This window comes from Kitasatospora aureofaciens, from assembly GCF_001188955.3.
Classification (GTDB): domain Bacteria; phylum Actinomycetota; class Actinomycetes; order Streptomycetales; family Streptomycetaceae; genus Kitasatospora; species Kitasatospora aureofaciens.
The window spans coordinates 44073-63164 of the sequence record NZ_JPRF03000015.1 but is presented as its reverse complement, the minus strand read 5'-3'; the positions used below and the strand labels follow the sequence as shown (position 1 = coordinate 63164).

The 19092-nt window shown below is 72.2% G+C and carries 15 protein-coding genes; 9 read left to right on the top strand and 6 right to left on the bottom strand.

The features are described from left to right. The first annotated feature begins 46 nt into the window (after positions 1-46). The 6 genes from HS99_RS08265 to HS99_RS08240 all read left to right on the top strand — a co-directional run bounded on the left by HS99_RS08265 (position 47) and on the right by HS99_RS08240 (position 6209). The gene (locus HS99_RS08265) at positions 47-1330 is read left to right on the top strand and encodes a substrate-binding domain-containing protein (protein ID WP_030556927.1); all 1284 of its coding nucleotides are present in this window, start codon (positions 47-49) and stop codon (positions 1328-1330) included. A 137-nt stretch (positions 1331-1467) separates the two neighbouring features. Next, a complete protein-coding gene (locus HS99_RS08260) occupies positions 1468-2208 on the top strand; it encodes an ABC transporter ATP-binding protein (RefSeq protein WP_043388915.1) in 741 nt (246 codons plus the stop codon). A 113-nt stretch (positions 2209-2321) separates the two neighbouring features. Then, on the top strand, positions 2322-3104 hold the full coding sequence (locus HS99_RS08255) for an ABC transporter ATP-binding protein (protein ID WP_046387181.1): 783 nt from the start codon (positions 2322-2324) through the stop codon (positions 3102-3104). After that, complete coding sequence (locus HS99_RS08250; protein WP_030290073.1) at positions 3104-3970, top strand: branched-chain amino acid ABC transporter permease; 867 nt, start codon at positions 3104-3106, stop codon at positions 3968-3970. The genes HS99_RS08255 and HS99_RS08250 overlap by 1 nt, the downstream gene beginning before the upstream one ends. A 251-nt stretch (positions 3971-4221) precedes the next feature. Then, a complete protein-coding gene (locus HS99_RS08245) occupies positions 4222-5307 on the top strand; it encodes a branched-chain amino acid ABC transporter permease (RefSeq protein WP_078867681.1) in 1086 nt (361 codons plus the stop codon). Beyond that, positions 5304-6209: an alpha/beta fold hydrolase gene (locus tag HS99_RS08240; protein WP_030556922.1), complete on the top strand. Its 906-nt coding sequence runs from the start codon at positions 5304-5306 to the stop codon at positions 6207-6209. The genes HS99_RS08245 and HS99_RS08240 overlap by 4 nt, the downstream gene beginning before the upstream one ends. A gap of 124 nt (positions 6210-6333) precedes the next feature. On the opposite strand, the gene HS99_RS08235 is transcribed toward HS99_RS08240, so the two are convergent. Next, the gene (locus HS99_RS08235; RefSeq protein WP_030290070.1) at positions 6334-7617 is read right to left on the bottom strand and encodes a polysaccharide deacetylase family protein; all 1284 of its coding nucleotides are present in this window, start codon (positions 7615-7617) and stop codon (positions 6334-6336) included. A 357-nt stretch (positions 7618-7974) separates the two neighbouring features. Then, positions 7975-8562 carry a DedA family protein gene (locus HS99_RS08230; RefSeq protein ID WP_050366769.1) on the bottom strand — a complete coding sequence of 196 codons (588 nt, stop codon included), beginning with the start codon at positions 8560-8562 and terminating at the stop codon, positions 7975-7977. Between the two features lie 785 nt (positions 8563-9347). Here HS99_RS08230 and HS99_RS08225 point away from each other — a divergent pair. Then, a complete protein-coding gene (locus tag HS99_RS08225) occupies positions 9348-10439 on the top strand; it encodes an LLM class flavin-dependent oxidoreductase (protein ID WP_030290068.1) in 1092 nt (363 codons plus the stop codon). Between the two features lie 109 nt (positions 10440-10548). Here HS99_RS08225 and HS99_RS40825 read toward each other — a convergent pair whose 3' ends face one another. Beyond that, positions 10549-12540: a putative bifunctional diguanylate cyclase/phosphodiesterase gene (locus HS99_RS40825; RefSeq protein ID WP_051835617.1), complete on the bottom strand. Its 1992-nt coding sequence runs from the start codon at positions 12538-12540 to the stop codon at positions 10549-10551. 641 nt (positions 12541-13181) lie between these two features. After that, complete coding sequence (locus tag HS99_RS08215; RefSeq protein WP_030290066.1) at positions 13182-13607, bottom strand: OsmC family protein; 426 nt, start codon at positions 13605-13607, stop codon at positions 13182-13184. A gap of 237 nt (positions 13608-13844) precedes the next feature. Here HS99_RS08215 and HS99_RS08210 point away from each other — a divergent pair, with 237 nt between their 5' ends. Continuing rightward, positions 13845-14180 carry a chorismate mutase gene (locus HS99_RS08210; RefSeq protein WP_030290065.1) on the top strand — a complete coding sequence of 112 codons (336 nt, stop codon included), beginning with the start codon at positions 13845-13847 and terminating at the stop codon, positions 14178-14180. A gap of 135 nt (positions 14181-14315) precedes the next feature. Further along, positions 14316-15203 (top strand): signal peptidase I, encoded by an 888-nt coding sequence (gene lepB / locus HS99_RS08205; protein WP_050366771.1) that lies wholly within the window; start codon positions 14316-14318, stop codon positions 15201-15203. On the opposite strand, the gene HS99_RS08200 is transcribed toward lepB, so the two are convergent. Beyond that, positions 15166-16275: an EamA family transporter gene (locus tag HS99_RS08200; RefSeq protein WP_078867679.1), complete on the bottom strand. Its 1110-nt coding sequence runs from the start codon at positions 16273-16275 to the stop codon at positions 15166-15168. The two genes, lepB and HS99_RS08200, sit on opposite strands and share 38 nt — an antisense overlap. A 219-nt stretch (positions 16276-16494) precedes the next feature. After that, positions 16495-18939: a transglycosylase domain-containing protein gene (locus tag HS99_RS08195; RefSeq protein ID WP_050366772.1), complete on the bottom strand. Its 2445-nt coding sequence runs from the start codon at positions 18937-18939 to the stop codon at positions 16495-16497. Positions 18940-19092: the final 153 nt, after the last annotated feature.

The following is a 19092-nucleotide window of genomic DNA, read 5'->3' as shown; positions in this document are numbered from 1 at the left end:
TACGGTTCCGGCATCCACCCCGCCGCATCCCCAGGAGTCGGTCACCATGCGCAGCACCACAGCCCTCACCAGGACCGCCTCCGGCGCCCGCCCGGGCGCGGCACTGCCCGACGGACCGGCCCGGAAGCTCGCCGCGGTGGCCGCGTGCGCCCTGCTCGCCGCAGGCTGCGCCGAGGCCGGTACCGCCGGGACCGCCGGGACCGCCTCAGGGGGCGGAGGCGGCGCGAAGACCCCGGTCAAGGTCGGCCTGGTGTACTCCAGGACCGGTCCGCTCGCGGCCTACGGCAAGCAGTACCTGGACGGCTTCAAGGCCGGTCTGAGCTACGCGACCAAGGGCACCGGCGAGGTCGACGGGCACAGGATCGAGTTCGAGGAGCAGGACGACGCGGGCGATCCGGCGAAGGCGGTGTCCGCCGCCAAGGACCTGATCGGCAAGGGCTACAAGGTCCTGGCCGGCTCCACCGCCTCCGGCGTCGCCCTCCAGGTCGGCCCGATCGCCTCGCAGAACAAAGTGCTCTTCATCAGCGGACCGGCCGCCGCCGACAAGGTCACCGGCTTGAACAAGTACACCTTCCGTTCCGGCCGCCAGTCCTACCAGGACATCAGGACGGCGGCCTCGTTCATCGGTGACGCCAAGGGCAAGAAGGTCGCCGTGCTCGCTCAGGACAACGCCTTCGGGCAGGCCAACGTGGCCGCCGTGAAGGCCGTGCTCGGCTCCCAGGGCGCGACGGTGGAGCAGGTGCTCGCCCCGCCGAGCGCCACCGACCTCACCCCGTTCGCGACCCAGGCCAAGACCGCCAAGCCCGACCTGTTGTTCGTCGCCTGGGCCGGCGACAGCGCGTCGGCCCTGTGGACGGCGCTCAACCAGCAGGACGTGTTCGCCGACACCAAGGTCGTCACCGGCCTGGACCTGGCCGCCTCCTACCCGCTGTTCGGCCCGGCCGGCGACAAGATCTCCTTCCTGAACCACTACTTCGACGGCGCCGCCGGCACCCCGGTGGAGAAGGCCATGACCGAGGCCGTCACCGCCGGGGGCGGCAGGCCCGACATCTTCACTCCGGACGGCTTCACCGCCGCTCAGATGATCGTGCACGCCGTCGAGTCCAACCACGGTTCCGCCGAGGACACTTCGGCGCTGGTCAAGGCGCTGGAGGGCTGGAGCTTCGACGGCGTCAAGGGCCGGACCACGGTCCGGGCGGAGGACCACGCCCTCCTCCAGCCGATGTTCCAGGTCCGGCTGACCGGAGCCGGGGCCGCTGCCAAGCCCTCGGTGGAGAAGACCCTGACCGCCGACGAGGTGGCGCCCCCGGTCACCCCGATGGCCGGCTGATCCCGATGCCCGCTCCCGCCGCGTCCACTCCTCCGGCCTCGACTCCTCCGACCTCCGTCTCTGCTGCCTCTGCCCGGCGCTCCTCCGTGCCACGTTCCTCGTCCCTGGGTCCTCCTTCTCCGGATCCCTCCGCTCCGGTGCTGCGACTGGACGGCCTCGGCTGGTCCGTCCGCGGTGTGCCGATCGTCGAGGACGTCTCCTTCTCGGTCGGCGAAGGCGCGTTCATCGCCTTCATCGGGCCCAACGGGGCCGGCAAGACCTCCCTCTTCAACCTGATCTCCGGCATCTGTCCGGCGACCCACGGCAGCCTCCACCTCGACGGCACGGACGTCACCGCCGAGGCCGTGCACGCCCGGGCGCGGCGTGGAATCGGCCGCACCTTCCAGACCTCCTCCCTCTGGCCGGGGATGACCGTCGCCGACCACGTCCGGCTGGCCGCCCAGGCGGCAGCCGGACCGCGAGCCTCGTACCGCCTCTGGCGCCGCGCCGACCGTTACTCGGAGCAGGTGGCCGACACCCTGCACCGCACCGAACTCAGCCACCGCGCCGATACCTTGGCCGGAGCGCTCTCCCACGGCGAGAAGCGCAAGCTGGAACTCGCCGTCCTGCTCGTCTCCGATCCGCGGCTGATCCTGCTGGACGAGCCGATGGCAGGTGTCAGCGCGGAGGAGGTGCCGGCCCTCACCGAACTGATCCGTTCCGTGCACCGTGGCCTCGGCCGGACGGTTCTGATGGTCGAGCACCACATGGACGTCCTGCTCGGCCTGGCCGACCGCCTGGCGGTGATGCACCACGGCACCCTGCTCGCCCTGGACACCCCCGAGGCCGTGATGGCCGATCCGACCGTTCAACAGGCCTATCTTGGTGAGGCGTTGTGACCTCCTCTCCGTCGTCCTCGACGCGTCCGTCCTCCTCTGCCACTGCCCATTCGTCGCCCTCGCCGTCGTCCTCGCCCTCGTCCGCCGTCGAACCCCTCCTCTCCGTCCGTGACCTGCGGGTGGTCATCGACGGGCTGCACATCCTGCACGGCGTCGACTTCGACGTGGCCTCCGCCGGAGTCACCGCACTGCTGGGTCGCAACGGTGCCGGCAAGACCACCACCGTGAAGGCCGTCATGGGCCTGGTGCCGCGCACCGGAAGCATTCGGCTGTCCGGTGCTGAAATCTCCTCGCTCTCCACGCATCTGGTAGTCCGACATGGCATTGGTTACGCGCCCGAGGACCGGGGGATCTTCGCCGGCCTGACGGTGGCCGAGAACCTTCGCCTCGCCGAGCGCGAAGTCCGCGGTGGAGCCGAGGCGGGTGAGCCGAACTACGCGCTCGTCCACGAGCTCTTCCCCGAACTCAAGGCGCGGGCCGGACAGCTGGCCGGGACGCTTTCCGGCGGTCAGCAGCAGATGGTGGCGATCGGCCGGACGCTGCTCAACCGGAACCGGCTGATCATCGCCGACGAGCCCACCAAGGGCCTGGCGCCGAAGATCGTCTCCGAGGTGGCCGAGGTACTGGCGCGAGCGGCCGAGGCCGTGCCCGTTCTCCTGGTCGAGCAGAACCTCGCGCTCGTCCGCCGACTGGCCGGCACCTGTGCTGTCCTGGCCGATGGCCGAACCGCCCACCGGGGCGACACCGCTGAGCTGTTGGCCGACGAGGAGGCCGCCCGCCGCCTGCTCGGCGTCGGCTCCCGTCATCCGCTCGCCGGCGGACCCCGGTCGTCCTCCACCTCGTCGGCGGCCTCCCCGGCTGCCACCCCTGTCGTCACCACGGAGGTGAGGCCCTGATGGACACCGTTGTTCTCCTCTCCTGTACTGGACTCGGTCTCGGTGCGCTGTACTTCCTGGTCGCCTCCGGTCTCTCGTTGATCTTCGGTCTGATGGACGTGCTCAACTTCGCGCACGGCGCCCTGCTCTCCATCGGCGCCTATGCCACCTGGTGGGCCGGTACGGAGGCCGGCTTCTCCTTCTGGCTCGCAGTGCCGTTCGGCACCCTGGTCGGGACGGCCGCCGCCGTCATGCTGGAACTCTTCCTGATCCGGCCGCTCTACAGCCGCCCGCGCGACCAGATCCTCGCCACCGTCGGGGTCGGGCTCGCCGTACCCGCCCTGCTCATGGGGATCTGGGGCGCGGACGCCCGCCCCTTTCCCCAGCCGGCCCTGCTGGCCGGCACCTGGCACGTGCTCGGTGCGACCGTCCCGGTCAACCGCTTCGTGCTCCTGGCCGCTGCCGCGCTGTTGCTGCTCACTCTTCGGTTGTTCCTCGCCCGCACCCGCTACGGGCTGATCGTCCGGGCCGGCGTCGAGGACCGGGCGATGGTCACGGCGCTCGGCATCGACGTCCGGAGGGCGTTCACCCTCGTCTTCGCCATCGGCGGGGCGGCCGCCGCGCTGGGCGGCGCCCTCGGCGGCCTCTACTTCGGTTCGGTCAATCCCGGTCAGGGGACCAGCCTGCTCATCTTCGCCTTCGTCGTCGTGGTGATGGGCGGCATGGGATCCGTAACCGGGGCCGCCGCCGCCTCGGCGGGCGTCGGCCTCGTCCAGCAGTTCGCCAACTACTACACCGGCACCGGGCTCGGCGACCTCTCGGTCGTCGTCCTGCTCGCCGTGCTGCTTCTGGTCCGACCCCGTGGACTCACCGGGAGGCTCGCGTGAGCGCCGAAACTCCGATCACGAGCACCGGTGGCCCAGCGGCCGCCCGCAGCGCCGCCATCTCGGCAGGGGGGACTGACACCAGCCCTGCCGTGACCACCTTGTCAGCAGAGGGGACTGACACCAGCTCCACCGACACCGCCACTGTGGCAAGGGGGACTGACACCAGCCTTGCCGGAACCCATTGTGAACAAACGGACGAGACCGGCGCCATCCCTCGAACAGGTGATTCGGCCACTAACCGCTGGACACGGATGCACGCAGCGCTACGCTGGTGGCCGATCGCCCCGCTGATCACGCTCCTTGTCGCCCCATACAGTGCGCTTCCCGTCCCGGGACTGCTCGACGGCCCGCTCGGCAGCCCGGGAAGCCTCCAACTCATCGCCCTGTGCCTGCTCTACGGGGCCCTCGCCACCGGCTACGACCTGCTGCTCGGTCGCACCGGACTGCTCTCCTTCGGCCACGCGCTCTACTTCGCGACCGGGCTCTACGGCACCGACCTCGGCATGCTCGAACTGCGACTCCCCTTCGCCGCCGCCGCGGCGTTCGGCGTCGCCTGCACCGCGCTGCTGGCCCTGCTGCTCGGCTCGGTGAGCCTGCGGGTCACCGGCATCGGCTTCTCCATGGTCACCCTCGCCTTCGCCCAGGCCGGCGCCATCCTCGTCCAGCGCAACCCCGGTGGCGTCACCGGCGGCGAGGAGGGACGGTCAGCCCCGGCCGAGCTGCTGCCCTCCGGCCTGCTCGGGATCGAGAACACCGCCAACCTCTACTGGATCGCCGTCGGTTACCTGGTCCTGACGGTCGCCGCGGTCCACTGGGCCGTCCACTCACCGGCGGGCCGGGTCTGGGAGGGCATCAAGGAGAACGAGCGCCGGGTCGAGGTGCTCGGACTGCGGCCCTACGGCTACAAGTTGGTCGCCTTCGTGCTGTCCGGTGCGCTCGCCGGAGTGGGCGGCGTGGTCTACCTGCTGCTCACCGGCGGGGCCACCCCGCAGGCCGCCGGTTCGGACGCCACGCTCGCTCTGCTGGTCATGGTGGTCCTCGGAGGCACCGGCACCCGCTGGGGGCCGTTGCTCGGTGGGGTGCTCTACACGTGGGCCGGCCACCGGCTCGGCGACCTGGCCAACTCGAACGCCGTCGCGGACCTGCCCGCAGTGCTGCGCGTGCCGCTCTCCCAACCCCTGTTCCTGCTGGGCGCCCTGTTCGTCGCCGTTGTCTACCTGCTCCCCGGCGGCCTGGCCGGGCTGCCCGCCCGCATCCGTGCCGCCCGATCCGCCCGTTCGGTCCGCACGCCGACCGGCGTGCCCGCCGCCCGTCCCACCGGAGGTACCCCCGCGTGAGCCAGCCGCCCCTGAAGCCCGAGGAGTTGACCGTCCCCGTACCCGGCGGGGACCTCGCCGTCCTGCGGTGGCCCGCCGACCAGCCGGGGGCCCCGACCGTTGTGGCGGTGCACGGCATCACCGCCAACGGCCTGGCCTGGTACGAGATCGCCCGCCGGCTCGCCGGTCGGGTCACCCTGCTCGCGCCCGACCTGAGGGGCCGCGGCGCCAGCCGCTCGGTCGCCGGACCGTACGGGCTGGCCCGGCACGCCGACGACGTGGCCGCGCTGGTCGCCGCCCTGGGCGCGGGGCCCGTGACAGTCGTCGGCCACTCGATGGGGGCCTGGGTCACCGCCCTGACCGCCGTCCGGTACCCCGAACTCGTGCGCCGGGTTCTGCTGGTGGACGGTGCGCTGAGCTTCCCGCTCCCGGAGGGCGTCCGGGAGGAGGACGCCCTGGCAGCGGTGCTCGGCCCCGCACTGGCCCGGCTGTCGATGACCTTCCCGGACCGGGCCGCCTACCGGGAGTTCTGGCAGCGTCATCCGGCCTTCGACGGCAGCTGGTCGGACGGGATCGACGCCTATACCCAGCGCGACCTCGTCGGCGCCGAGCCCGAACTGCGCTCCTCCTGCGTGCTGGAGGCCGTGCAGACCGACGGTGCCCAGGTCCTGCTGGACCGGGAGGCGGCCGGGGCCGTGCATCGGCTGCCTTGCCCGGCCGAACTGCTCTGGGCGGAGCGCGGCCTCCTCGACGAGCCGCAAGGGCTGTACGACCACCAGCGGATCGAGCTGTCCGGGCTGGACGGGGACCGGGTTCCGGCCGCGCTCGTGCCGGACACCAACCACTACTCGATCCTCTGGGGCGAGGCCGGAGCCGACCAGATCGTCCGCAGGCTGCTCGCGGACGTCTCCGCCGCCGGGTGACGGTCCCGGAAGCAACGGCGCAACGGCGCAACGGAGCCACAGCCCAACGACATGACGGGACGCCGGAGCCACGGAACGGCAACGGCCGGCGGGGTGCGGACACCCGCCGGCCGTAGAAGTCGGGTCAGCCCGCCGCGCCGAGGAAGCTCTCCCAGCCGCCGGAGGGCGCCTGGCCGACGTTGAGCGTGCGCAGCTTCCGCAGGGTCGACTGGTCCTGAACCTCCAGCCATTCGACCAACTGCCGGAACGAGACCAGCCGGACCTCGGGCTTGCCCGCGATGGCCTTGAGCGTCTCCTCGACGGCGTCCATGTAGATGCCGCCGTTCCACTGCTCGAAGTGATTGCCGATGAAGAACGGCGCCCGGTTGCTGTTGTAGGCGCGCTCGAAGCCGGCCAGGTAGGAGTTGGTGGCCTGGGTCCGCCAGTCGCCGTACTTGGACGGGTCGCCCTTGGTGCTGCCGTTGGACTGGTTGGCCAGGATGTTGTAGTCCATCGACAGGACCTGGAAGGTGTGGCCGGGGAACGGTATGGACTGCAGCGGGAAGTCCCAGATCTTGCCGTCCTGCACCTTCTGCGGCCATATCTGGAGGCCGCCCGAGGAGCTGGCGTCGTACTTCCAGCCCAGCTTGGCGATGGTCGGCAGCAGCGCCTTCTGGCCCTCCAGGCAGGGGGTGCGGCCGCCTATGAGCTCCTTCTTGTAGTCGAAGGGGAGCGGATCGACGTCGGTGAAGCCGGTGTTGGTCCGCCACTGGGTGACGAAGGCGATGGCCTGGTCGATCTCGCTCTGCCAGTCGTCCGGGGTCCACATGTTGACCCCGTTCTTGTCCGGGCGGCTGGAGCAGAAGTGCCCGTTGAAGTGGGTGCCGATCTCGTGCCCGGCGAGCCAGGCCTGGCTGACGAGCTTGAGGGTGCTCTTGACCGCACCGTCCGAGAGGTACGGGATGTCGGAGGCGCCGACCGCGTGCTTCGGCGGGTGGTACAGCTGGGACTTGTCCTTGGGCAGGGCGTATATGCCGGAGAGGAAGAAGGTCATCGTGGCCTTGTACTGTTCCGCCAGCTTGAGAAAGCGGGGGAACTGGCCGTCGTCGGTGCCGCCCGCGCCGTCCCAGGAGAACACCACGAACTGCGGCGGGCGCTCGCCCGGCTTGAGCTTCTCGGGCTTGGGTTGGTTCGGCTGCGGACCGGTGTCCGCCGTGGAGCCGTCGCCGATCGGGGTGCCCTTGGGCACCACGGCCTGGGTCGGGTCGGTGGTGCCGGTCTGCCCGGCCTTCGGACTGGTGCCGGAGGAGGAATGTGAGGTGGAGTCCTGCCCCGAACCGGATCCGTTGCTGGAACAGGCAGCGACCGCGCCGAGGGCCGCGGTCGCAGCGGTCGCACTGAGCACCGTCCTGCGCGAGATGCTGGTCATGGTCTCCCCTGGGTGCCGATCGCCGGTGGTGGGGGCGGCCCCGGGCCGCACCGGTCAAATCGGGCAATTGATGAATATTCCGCCGTTAGCATGTCATGTCGCCACAGCGGCCACCAAGGTCGCCGGGCTCCGACGCCAGTCAACACGTCGGGGGCACCGGGCTGGGCTGCAGGGATCCGTCGTCTGTTGCGGTCCTGTGACGCTTCACACTGCGCGGCGTCAGGGGAGTACGGTACCGCCGCCCTGTCCGGCCCGGTCAGAGTTCGTCAGCACTCGGTGCGGGCCGTCGCTCGTAAGGGAAAATTGTGCTCCTGACAGCATCCCGCGGCCGAAAGGCGCCAGCCGCGGCGGGGCTGGTCACAGCGTGGCCAGCCGCCGGTTGCGGCGCACTATTCGGGCGATCGCGGTGCTGACGGCGGTAGCCGCCGCGCAGGAGACGGCCAGACTCAGCCAGGCGGTGTTGAACCAGTGGCTGTTCAGCCAACCCAGCGTCACGATGTAAGCGGCCCAGACCAGCCCCGCCAGCGCCGACCAGTGCAGGAAGCGGTGCGGATGGGCGGGGGAGTGGCCGATGGCCAGGTCCAGGACGGTCCGCCCGGCCGGCACGAACCGCGCGACCACCACCATCGCGGCAGCCCCGCCGTGCGGGCGCTCGACCAGTGACTGCTGGACCCGGGCCACGCTCGCCGCCAGTTTCGGGCGCCGGGCGATCCGGCGCTGCAGCACTGGGGCGCCGCGACGGGCGAGGTGGAGCAACAGGAGGTCGCCCAGGAAGGAGGCCACCGCCACGCCCAGGCCGAGCAGCACCGGGGCGCCGTTGATCTGTGCCGTCTTGAGCACGGCCAGGATGACCAGCGTTCCGCTCGGGATGAAGGGGAGAAGGGCGTCGCCGAGTACGGCGAAGAGCGCAAGGGCGCAGATCCACGAGGATCCGGTCGCCGCCACGAAATTCAAGGCCTTACTCCCTCCACGCCGCCCTGGGGGAGCAGGTGGCTGCTGGGGTCAACGCTAGCGCCCCGACTTTTCATGCCATGAAGCACCCCGGTATGGCGGGGATCACGGGAGCCGCCCGCAGCTCACGGCCCTGTGGTGTGCCCGGTGAGGTGGTCCTGTGGAGTGCGCGGGCGAAGGCCCCGGAAATGGAACGAGCCCCCGGGGCGGGGTGCCGCGCCGGGGGCTCGCAGGGATCGTGCGGCACTGGTCCAGCCCGACGATCTTGCCTGCGGAACATGGACCCGCTCGGTGCCCCGTTCCTGATCACCACCCTGCCTGAAGCCGGCCGCCGGTCGCGAGCGCTCCGGCTGGCGACTTTGCGACCCTGGCGTGAAGTCGCCAGCGGTGACCGGCTGCTGGCTTTCCGTCATACGAACGGTCGGTCGGCCCACTCGCCCGCCCGAACCGTCGGGGCCGTGCCCCGGCCGCCCCCGGGCGAACCCGACCGCCCCCGGGCGAACCCGACCGCCCCCGCGCGAACCCGACCGCCCTCGTACGAACCCGACCCGCCCCCGGGCCGAACCTGGACCGCACACCCCGCCACGCCCGGAGCGCGCCTCCGGCCGCCCGATCCGGCTCTGTCCGCATCGGGCGGCCAGCCCGGGAACAGCGAGCCCGCGACCGTGGTTGACGTCCGTCGGCAGCAGCGACCGCCGGGCCGTCCGAGACCCCGCGGCCGCCCACGACGGCCGGCTCGGAGGAGAGCCGGACCAAGGACAGCCAGGAGGGCGGACGGCATGACCACCGAGGACCAGCAGGAGCACCGAACCGGACCGGGGACCGGTGAGGCGATCCGGGGCACCGCCCGCGGCACTGCACCCGCTCCGCTCTCGATCCTCGACCTGGCCACCGTCGGCGTCGGCTACACGCCCGGCCAGGCCCTGGCCGCCACCACCGAACTGGCCCGCCGGGCCGAGCAGTGGGGGTACCACCGTTTCTGGGTGGCCGAGCACCACGGCATGCCCGGTGTGGCCAGCTCGACCCCGGCCGTCCTGCTCGCCCACCTCGGGGCCCACACCACCACGCTGCGGCTCGGCTCGGGCGGGGTCATGCTCCCCAACCACGCCCCGCTGGCCATTGCTGAGCAGTTCGGCCTGCTGGAGGCCCTGCACCCCGGCCGGATCGACCTCGGGCTCGGCCGCGCCCCCGGCACCGACCCGGCCACCGCCCGCGCGCTGCGCCGCGGACTCGCCGAGGGTGCGGACGACTTCCCGCTGCAGCTCTCCGAGCTGACCCACTTCCTCGACGGCGACTTCCCCTCCGGCCACCCGTACGAGCGGCTGACCGCCGTCCCCAGGGGCGAGGGCCGTCCGCCGGTCTGGCTGCTCGGGTCCTCCGGCTTCAGCGCCCAGCTGGCCGGCCACCTCGGCCTACCGTTCGCCTTCGCCCACCACTTCAGCAGCGCCAACACCATTCCGGCGCTGGACCTGTACCGGACGTCCTTCCGCCCTTCCGCCGTGCTCAGCGAGCCGTACGCGCTGATCGGCGTGAGCGCCGTCGCCGCCGACGACGAGACCGCCGCCCGCCGCCTCGCCCGCTCCGCGGCCCTCGGCATGCTCCGGCTCCGGCGCGGCAACCCCGGCCCGATCCCGACACCGGAGGAGGCCGAGGAGTACCCGTACAACCCGGCCGAGGCGGACTTCATCGACAGCTGGCTCGACAACGTGGTGCTGGGCGCCCCGGGCCAGGTCGCGGACGGCCTGGAGGCGCTGCGCAAGCGGACCGGGGTGGACGAGTTGATGGTCACCTCGCACATCCACGGCCACGAGGCCCGGTTCCGCTCCTACGGCCTGATCGCCGAGGCGTACGGCCTGACAGCGACGGCCTGACGGCGACGGCCTCACGGCAGCGGCCTGACCTCGACGGCCTGACGGCAGACCCTGACGGCCGAGGCCCCGCCCCGACCGTCTGCGCACCACCTCGGTGACGCCCCCGCCCCTAGCGGTGGATGGGGGCGGGGCGGCCCTTCCGGAGTATCGCCGCGACCAGCTCGGCCTCGCCGGGGCGGGCGAAGTACCAGCCCTGGGCGGTGTCGCAGCCGGTCAGCCGGAGCCGCTCGGCCTGGGCGGCACTCTCGATGCCCTCGGCGGTGACGGTCAGGCCGAGGGTGTGGGCCAGCTGGACCATTGCGCCGACGATCTGCTCGTCCGCGTCGCGGCGGCGGGAGTGGAGCTCCGGGAGGGCCGGGCGCTCCGCCGGTGCCGAGGACGTAGCCGAGGACGTGGCGGAGGACGTGGCGGAGGACGTGGCGGGGGACGCGCCCGATGCCCCACCCCCACCTCCACCCCCAACCGCTGCCGCGGCGGAGTGCCCAGCCGTCGGCGGCGCCGGGTCGCGGAAGCCCTCGATGAACGTCCCGTCGAGCTTCAGCACGTGCACCGGCAGCCGGGAGAGGTAGGCCAGGTTGGAGTAGCCGGTGCCGAAGTCGTCGATCGCGATCCGCACGCCCATGTCGGCGAGCGCCTGGAGGGCCTGCAGCGGGCGGCCGCCGGGGCCGAGCAGGGCGCTCTCGGTGATCTCCAGCTGCAGCAGCCGGGCGGGCAGGCCGGCGCTGTCGAGGGCCCGGGCGACGTCGGCGACCACGTCGGAGTCCCAGATCTGGCGGGCCGCCAGGTTGACGCTCACGAAGGTCTCGGTGTCCGGGAACTCGGTCAGCCACTGCCGGGCCTGACGGCAGGACTCCTCCAGCACCCACTTGCCGAGCGGCACGATGGCGCCGGACTCCTCGGCGAGCGGGATGAAGCGGTCGGGGGAGAGCGTCCCGTAGCGGGGGTGGCGCCAGCGGACCAGGGCCTCGGCGCCGTGCACCGCGCCGTCGGCCAGGCCGACCAGCGGCTGGTACTCGATGGTGAACTCGCCGCGCTCCAGGGCCGGCCGCAGTGCGGTGGCGAGCAGCTGGCGGGTGAGCTGGTGAGCACCCCGGTCGGGGTCGTAGAGGGTCCAGCGGGCACGGCCGTCCGCCTTGGACCAGTAGAGCGTGGAGTCGGCGTCCTTGACCAGGTCGGTCGGGGTGGTCTCGTGCACCGAGCGTTCGACGACGCCGATGCTGGCGGTGACCACCAGCCGGTGCCCGGCGACGTCGAAGGGACGTTCCAGCACCTCCAGGATCCGCCCGGCCAGCGCGGTCAGCTGCTCGCTGCCGACGCTGTCGGTGACCAGGACGGCGAACTCGTCGCCGCCCATCCGGGCGACCAGGTGGGCGTCCCGTTCGGAGAGCCCGCGCCGCAGCCGGGTGGCGACGGCGATCAGCAGCTCGTCGCCGATGTGGTGGCCGAGGGTCTCGTTGATCGCCGCGAAGCCGTCGAGGTCGAGGTAGCAGACACCCACCCGCCGTTCCTCCGCTACCGCCACCGGTCGGCCGGAACCTCCGCGGTTCCCGCGGTCCTCGGTGCCCGGGAGGCAGGCGGCGTCCAGCCGTTCGAAGAAGAAGGTCCGGTTGGGCAGCCTGGTCAGCGGATCGTGCAGGGCCTGGTACTCCAGGCGGTCGCCGAGCCGGCGCTGCTCGGTCATGTCCTCGACCAGTGCGAGCGTGTAGAGCGGCTTCCCGGCGGGGTCCCGGATGAGCGAGACGGTCACCTTGCTCCAGACCGTGTGGCCCTCACGGTGCTTGAGCGGTTTCTCCACGCGGAACCGTTCCCGCTGGCTGTGGACGAGCGCGGTGAACAGCCTGGGCGGCATGCCCTCCGGGTCGATGATCTCGTGCAGGTGGGTGCGGACCAGTTCGCCGACGCCACGGCCGATCAGGGAGGCGAAGGCGGGGTTGACCTCGATGATCCGGTCCTCGGGGTCGATCAGCGCCATGCCGATGACGGCGTCGCAGAACGCGGCCCGGAACCGGGACTCGCTGGCCCGGAGTGCCGCCAGCAGCCGGTCGTCGCCGTCCTCCCGGCCGGGGGCCCCACCGGACCCCGAGTGTGCGCTGTCGGCCAACGGGGCCGAACAGGTGGGGCAGAGCAGTACGCCCGGATCCTCCAAGGTGCCGCAGGCCGCAGCCGGGGACGCACTCGGGGACGCACTCGGGGCCGCAGCCGACGACGTGGGCGGGGAGGTCGACGCGGAGGCCGGAGGAGCAGCCGGTCCGACCGACCGCGCCGGACCGAGGACCGGCGCGGCGAGGTGGCGGTGGTGTGACGATTCCTTGTGCCGCACGCCTGGGTGGTGTGCGTCGGCCCCCTCGTTCTGGCCCGGCACGGCATGCTCCCGTCCGCTGCTGACGCTTGACGATGGTCTGCCTGGCCGGTCGGGATTCCGGCGGCCGGCTCCGCACTCTGTCGGGGTCCTCGGAGTCGGTCCGCTGCGGGGCGCTGTCGCGCGGGGACCCGGGTGAAGAACAGGGCGCTTCGGCCGATCATAGGCCGCGACCACAACGCGCGGTGACCGCCGCCAGGGTGATTCGCCCCGTTTGTGAACATGCATGGCGAACGTTCAGACGCCTTCGGTGCACATCACATGAGGTGCGACCGGAGCGCGTGCGCCGAAGCCGCGCCCCCGGGCGCTGGTCGTGCGCCGGGGCGGGGCCGGGGTGCGCCCCCGGACGGGCCGGGGGCGGACGGGCCGGAGGCAGCGGTCGGTCAGGCGAGCTCGGCGGTGAGGGTGATGGTGGTGCCGGTCAGCGCCTGGCTGACCGGGCAGTTGGCCTTGGCGTCCTCGGCGGCCTTCACGAAGCCGGCCTCGTCCAGTCCGGGGACCTCACCGGTGACGGTCAGGTGGATGCCGGTGATGCCGGTGCCGGGCTGGAAGGTGACGTCGGCCCGGGTGTCCAGCTTGGTGGGCGGGTTGCCGGCCTTGGCCAGGCCGTTGCTGAGGGCCATCGAGAAGCAGGCGGAGTGGGCGGCCGCGATGAGTTCCTCGGGGCTGGTCCTGCCGTTGGGCTCCTCGGCGCGGGCCGGCCAGGAGACGGGGTACTCGCCGATCCCGGAGGAGGCGAAGGTCACCTGCCCCTTGCCGTGGAGGAGGTCGCCCTCCCAGGCCGTGCGGGCGGTGCGGGTGGTTGCCACGATCGGTTCCTCCAGTGCTGAGGGACTGCTGAGTCGTCACTTCCGGTCATGCACGCACCAGCCTACGGGCAGCCACGTCGCGGAGCCGGGCGCCGGGCGGTCCGGCGGGCTGTCCGGATGGTGGACGGTTCCCCCGAACGGTGCCGGTCGGGACCGGGTGCCCTGTTAGATTTGCCCGGGCCCGAGCCCGGCCGCCGTACGGTCGGGCGCCCACCCCAGACACCGGGAGCCGACCCGATGACGGACCAGCCCACGACCCCTGACGCCGACGTGACCGAGGGGACCGACGACGCGGTACGGGCGGAGCTGACCAGCCTGCGCGAGAGCATCGACAACATCGATGCCGCGGTCGTCCACATGCTGGCCGAGCGTTTCAAGGCGACCCAGCGGGTCGGGCGGCTCAAGGCCGAGCACAAGCTGCCGCCGGCCGATCCGGCGCGGGAGCGGGACCAGATCAAGCGACTGCGGGAGCTGGCCGCCGGGGCCAAGCTCGACCCGGTCTTCGCGGAGAAGTTCCTGAACTTCATCATCGCCGAGGTGATCCGCCACCACGAGGCCATCGCCCGCGCTTGAGGGAGCTGAGGACGGCGCCCGGCACCGGAACCCTGCGGACCGCGATGTCGGACGCGGCTAAACGCCGGATTTCGTGAGGCTCCCCGGTTGGCGTAGCGTGCAACTTTCCCCAGCCGGAGAGGTGGAGCAGCGACCATGGCGGTGAACCTGCCCGAAACGCCCGGCGGTGCTCCCAGCGAACCCGCCGAGCCCGGCGTACCAGCCGCCCGGGACACCCCGTACGGCCAGCAGGGCCCCTATGCCCCGTACACCCAGCAGGTCCCGTACGCCCGGCAGGGTACGGACGGCCGGCGGATCCAGGGGGACGGGCCCGGGGGCCGGGCCGAGGCCCGCGGTCGGGCCGGTGGATCGCGCGGACGCAAGGCCCGTCGGTCGGGGCGCCGTCCCCGGCCGTGGTGGATCGAGCTGCCGGCGATGGCGGCGGTCGGACTGGTGGTCGCGCTGCTGATCAAGACCTGCCTGTTCCAGGTCTTCACCATCCCGTCCGGGTCGATGGAGAACACCCTGCGGGTCGGCGACCGGGTCGGCGTGAACAAGCTCGCGCCGTTGACCGGCTGGACGCCCCAGCAGGGGCAGCCAGTGGTGTTCAAGGACCCCGGGAACTGGCTGCCGCCGCAGCCGGTCGACTCGAATCCGATCACCAACGCCGTGAGCTCGGTGCTGAGCTTCGTCGGGCTGGTGCCGCCGAAGGACGACAACTACCTGGTCAAGCGGGTGATCGCGACCGGCGGCCAGACCGTCCAGTGCGCGGGCACCACGCTGACCGTCGACGGCAAGAAGGTCGACGAGCCGTACCTGCACCCCGGCGACGACTCCTGCGCGGGCATGGACTTCGGCCCGGTGAACGTCCCCTCGGGCTACGTCTGGGTCGAGGGCGACCACCGCAGCGACTCGGCGGACTCCCGCTGGCACCGGCAGGGCCCGGGTGGCGGCGCCGTGCCGGTGGGCAACGTGGTCGGCCCGGTGTCGGCCGTGGTGTGGCCGGTCAGTCACCTCGACTGGTTCGGCTGGACCGGCCGCTGACCCCGCGGTCGGCGGCGGCCACCCGCTCCCGGGCCGCCACTGCGGCACGGGAAGCGGTGGCTCCGGAAGGAACGGAGCTCCCGGCAGCACCCGCAGCGGAACCCGCGCCCACCTCAGCTCCAGCTCCAGCCCCCGCCTCGACCGTCGGCGGCTTGCTGGTCTGCGCCGCGAACGCGCCCGCCAGCACCAGCAGACCGCCCGTGACCTGCGGCAGCCCCAGGTGCTCGCCGAGCAGGACCCAGGCCAGCACGGTGGCGACCACGGCCTCCAGGTTGGCCACCACCCCGGCGACCGGCGGCGAGAGGTAGCCGACGGAGACCACGCCGGTCAGGTAGGCGAGCACGGTCGCGATCAGCACCATCCAGGCGGCCGGGAGCAGGGCGGGCAGGGTGTGCCCGTTCATCACCACGGACCCGCCGAGCAGGCTCCAGTCGGCCTGCCAGGGCCGGGTGAACACGGTGAGCAGGACGGCGCCGATCAGCAGCCCGAACGCACTGACGGCCAGCGGGTCGACCGGGCGGTCGCCGCGGCGGCCGGCGTCGGCCAGCAGGAAGTAGCCGACCTGGCAGAAGGCCGCACCGAGGGCGAACAGCACGCCCAGCGCGTCGAAGCTGAGGCCGTTCCAGACCTCCACCACACAGGCCAGGCCGGCCACCGCGACGCCCGCGCCGATGGCCGCGCCGCGGGAGATCGGCCTGCGCTGCACGAACCTGACGTAGCCGATCAGCAGCGGCGGCCCGAGGTACTCGATGAGCAGGGCGACCCCGACCGGGATGCGGGAGATCGCGGCGAAGTAGCAGGCCTGGACGCCGGCCACGGCGAGCAGGCCGAAGCCGAGCAGCAGGCCGGGGCGGCGCAGGACGGCGTCCCGGTGCCGGTAGGCGATCGGCAGCAGGGCCACGGCCGCCCCGGTCACCCGGAGCCAGACCACGTGCAGGGGGGAGAGCCCGGCCTCGATCAGCGGCTTGGCCGCGGTACCGGAGCCGCCGAACGCGAAGGCCGAGACCAGAGCGAGGCCGAGGCCGAGGGTTCTGCCCGAAGGGTGGGTGGGCGAGGCCGTTGATCTGTGCACTGGCGCATTGTGGCAGCCGCACCGATGCTTCGGTAAGGCGCCATTTCGGCATTTGGTCCTGGTCTCAACTGTCCGCAACGGCGCGATGACCGACACGGGCCAGACACGCGCACGGGCCGGACACGCGCACGGGCCGGACCACCGACACGGACACGGGCCGGACCACCGACCCGTGTCGGTGATCCGGCTCGCATGGAACGACGTCGCCGGGAGGGGCGATCAGCCCCCGGCCCCGGCCCCCGTGAGCGCGTCCGTCCCGCCGGTGGGCTGGGTGGTCGGCTGACCGGTGGGGCCGGTGGTCGGCTGGGTGGTCGGCGTCGGCCGGGAGGTCGGCCGGCCGGTGGGCCGCGAGGTGGGCTGGGTGGTGGGCTGACCGCCCTGGTCGGTGGTCGTCCCGGTGCCGTTCCCGCCGGCACCGGACCCGGACCCGGAGCCGGAACCCGAGCCGGAGCCGGAACCGGAACCCGAGCCGGAACCCGAGCCCGAGCCGCCCGAGGAGTTCGCGCCGGAGCTGTTGCCCTGCTGGCCGCCCGTGCCGGTGCTCGGCGTGGCGCTGCCGGTCGACGGGGTGCTGCTCGGCGTGCTCGGGACGGTCGGCAGGTCGGTGGCGCCCGAGGAGTCCTCGCCGTCCGCCGGGGTCGGGAAGTCGCTCACCGGCTGGCCCTTGAGGGCGGCCTTCATGTAGCTGGTCCAGATCTGGGCCGGGTACTGGCCGCCCGCCGCGCCGTCGATCCCGCCGACGCCGCTCAGGCTGACCTGGGCGCCGGTGCCCGGGTCCTGGCCGAACAGCGCGACCGAGGTGACCAGCTCGGGAGTGTAGCCGACGAACCAGACGGACTTCTGGTCGTCGGTGGTGCCGGTCTTGCCCGCCGCCGGACGGCCCAGCGCCTTCGCCCGCCAGCCGGTGCCGCCCGGGTCGCTCACCACGCCCTGGAGCATCGAGGTGACCTGGTTGGCGGTGTCCGCGCTGATCGCCTGGGTGGTCTTGTGCGCGGGCAGTGCCACGGACTCGCCGCCGCGGTCCACCGACTGCACCAGCCACGGGGTGATCTGCTTGCCGCCGTTGTCCAGGGTGGCGTACACCCCGGCCATGTCGAACACGCTCGGGGTGGCCGCGCCCAGCGGGATGGAGGGCACCGGGTCCAGCCCGGGGGTGTTGCCGGGCAGGCCCAGCGCGATGCCGGTGTCCTTGACCTTCTGCAGCCCGGTGTCCTGGGCGAGCTGGGCGAAGGCCGAGTTGACCGACCAGTCGGTGGCCTGCTGGAGGCTGATCTGGCCGTAGCTCCTGTCACCCTCGTTCGGCGGCGCGTACGGGGTGCCCTTGCCGCCGCGGACCTTGCGGCCGCTGGTGCCGTCGTAGATCGTGTGCGGGGTGACGGTCCGGCCGTCCTGGGTCTTGGCGTTGTTCTCGAAGGCGGCGGCCAGGGCGATCGCCTTGAAGGTCGAACCGGCCTGGTAGTCGCGCCGGGTGGCGTTGTCGACGTAGTGCTTCACGTAGTCGACGCCGCCGTACAGGGCGACGACCGCGCCGGTCTTCGGGTCCACCGAGACGGCGCCGGCCTGGGCGGCCGCGTCCTTCTTCCGCTTGTCCGGGTTCAGGGTGTCGTGCAGCTGCGCCTGGACGGCGTCCTGCAGGGCCTGCTGGCGGTTCGGGTCGATGCTCAGCTTGATCGTGTAGCCGCCCTTGGCCAGCTCGGTCTCGCTGATGACGTCGTTGGAGGTGAGGTACTGGGTGGCCGCGTCCACCAGGTAGCCGGACTGGCCGGACAGCCCCGGGTTGGGCTGTGGGTCCTTGACGTCCGGGAAGGTGGTCCTGGACCGCTCGTCGGCGGAGAGCCAGCCCTCCTTGACCATGCCGTCCATGACGTAGTTCCAGCGGTTGACGGCGTTCTGCTTGCCCGCCGGGGTCGCGGTGGCCACGTCGTACGCGCTCGGGGCGTTCAGCAGGGTGGCCAGGTAGGCGCCCTGGGCCGGGTTGAGCGCGGAGGCGTCGACGCCGAAGTACGCCTGGGCGGCGGCCTGGATGCCGTACGCGCCGCGACCGTAGTAGGAGGTGTTGAGGTAGCCGGAGAGGACGTCGTCCTTGCTCTCGGTGGCGTCCACCTTGATCGAGATGAAGAGTTCCTTCACCTTGCGGGTGATCGACTGCTTCTGGTCCAGGTACGTGTTCTTCACGTACTGCTGGGTGATCGTGGAGCCGCCCTGGGTGCCCTCGCCCTTGGCGGTGTTGAGAGCGGCCCGGACCAGGCCCTGGACGTTGACGGCGCCCTCGTTGTAGAAGTTGCGGTCCTCGGCGGCCAGCGCGGCGTGCTGGGCGGCGGGGGAGACCTTGTCCAGGCCGACGTTCTGCCGGTTGGTCTGGCCGGTGCGGGTGATCACCGAGCCGTCGGCGTACAGCCAGGTGTTGCTCTGGGCCATCGCGGCGGCGTGCGCGTCCGGGACCTTCACCAGCGCGACCCCCAGCGCGAACAGCCCGACGCCGAGGAGCAGTGCGGCGGCGAAGCCCAGCAGGGTCATTCGCCAGGTGGGTATCAGCCGGCGCCAGCCGGTGCGCCTGGGGCGGCGCGGCTTCCCGCCGCCGGGCGCCGTGGTGGTGGAGCGCTTGAGTCGCTTGACCGGCCGGAGGCCGATCGGCGGCCGGCCGCTCTGGGCGTTTCGGAACAAGGCGCGGCCTTTCCTGCGGGCGGACCGGGCCAGCCTGCACAGACGGGGACATCGGCGGTAGGGGACCTTTGTCCCGATTCCGGTTTACTGCCCTGGACGAGCAGGGCGGGCCCAATGGCTCCAGCGGAACGGCAATCGAGACCGACATCACAC

Coding starts and splice junctions, on each gene's coding strand:
- HS99_RS08265 (WP_030556927.1), top strand. CDS start 47: ATGCGCAGCACCACAGCCCTCACCAGGACCGCCTCCGGCGCCCGCCCG.
- HS99_RS08245 (WP_078867681.1), top strand. CDS start 4,222: ATGCACGCAGCGCTACGCTGGTGGCCGATCGCCCCGCTGATCACGCTC.
- HS99_RS08235 (WP_030290070.1), bottom strand. CDS start 7,617: ATGACCAGCATCTCGCGCAGGACGGTGCTCAGTGCGACCGCTGCGACC.
- HS99_RS08210 (WP_030290065.1), top strand. CDS start 13,845: ATGACGGACCAGCCCACGACCCCTGACGCCGACGTGACCGAGGGGACC.
- lepB (WP_050366771.1), top strand. CDS start 14,316: ATGGCGGTGAACCTGCCCGAAACGCCCGGCGGTGCTCCCAGCGAACCC.
- HS99_RS08225 (WP_030290068.1), top strand. CDS start 9,348: ATGACCACCGAGGACCAGCAGGAGCACCGAACCGGACCGGGGACCGGT.
- HS99_RS08250 (WP_030290073.1), top strand. CDS start 3,104: ATGGACACCGTTGTTCTCCTCTCCTGTACTGGACTCGGTCTCGGTGCG.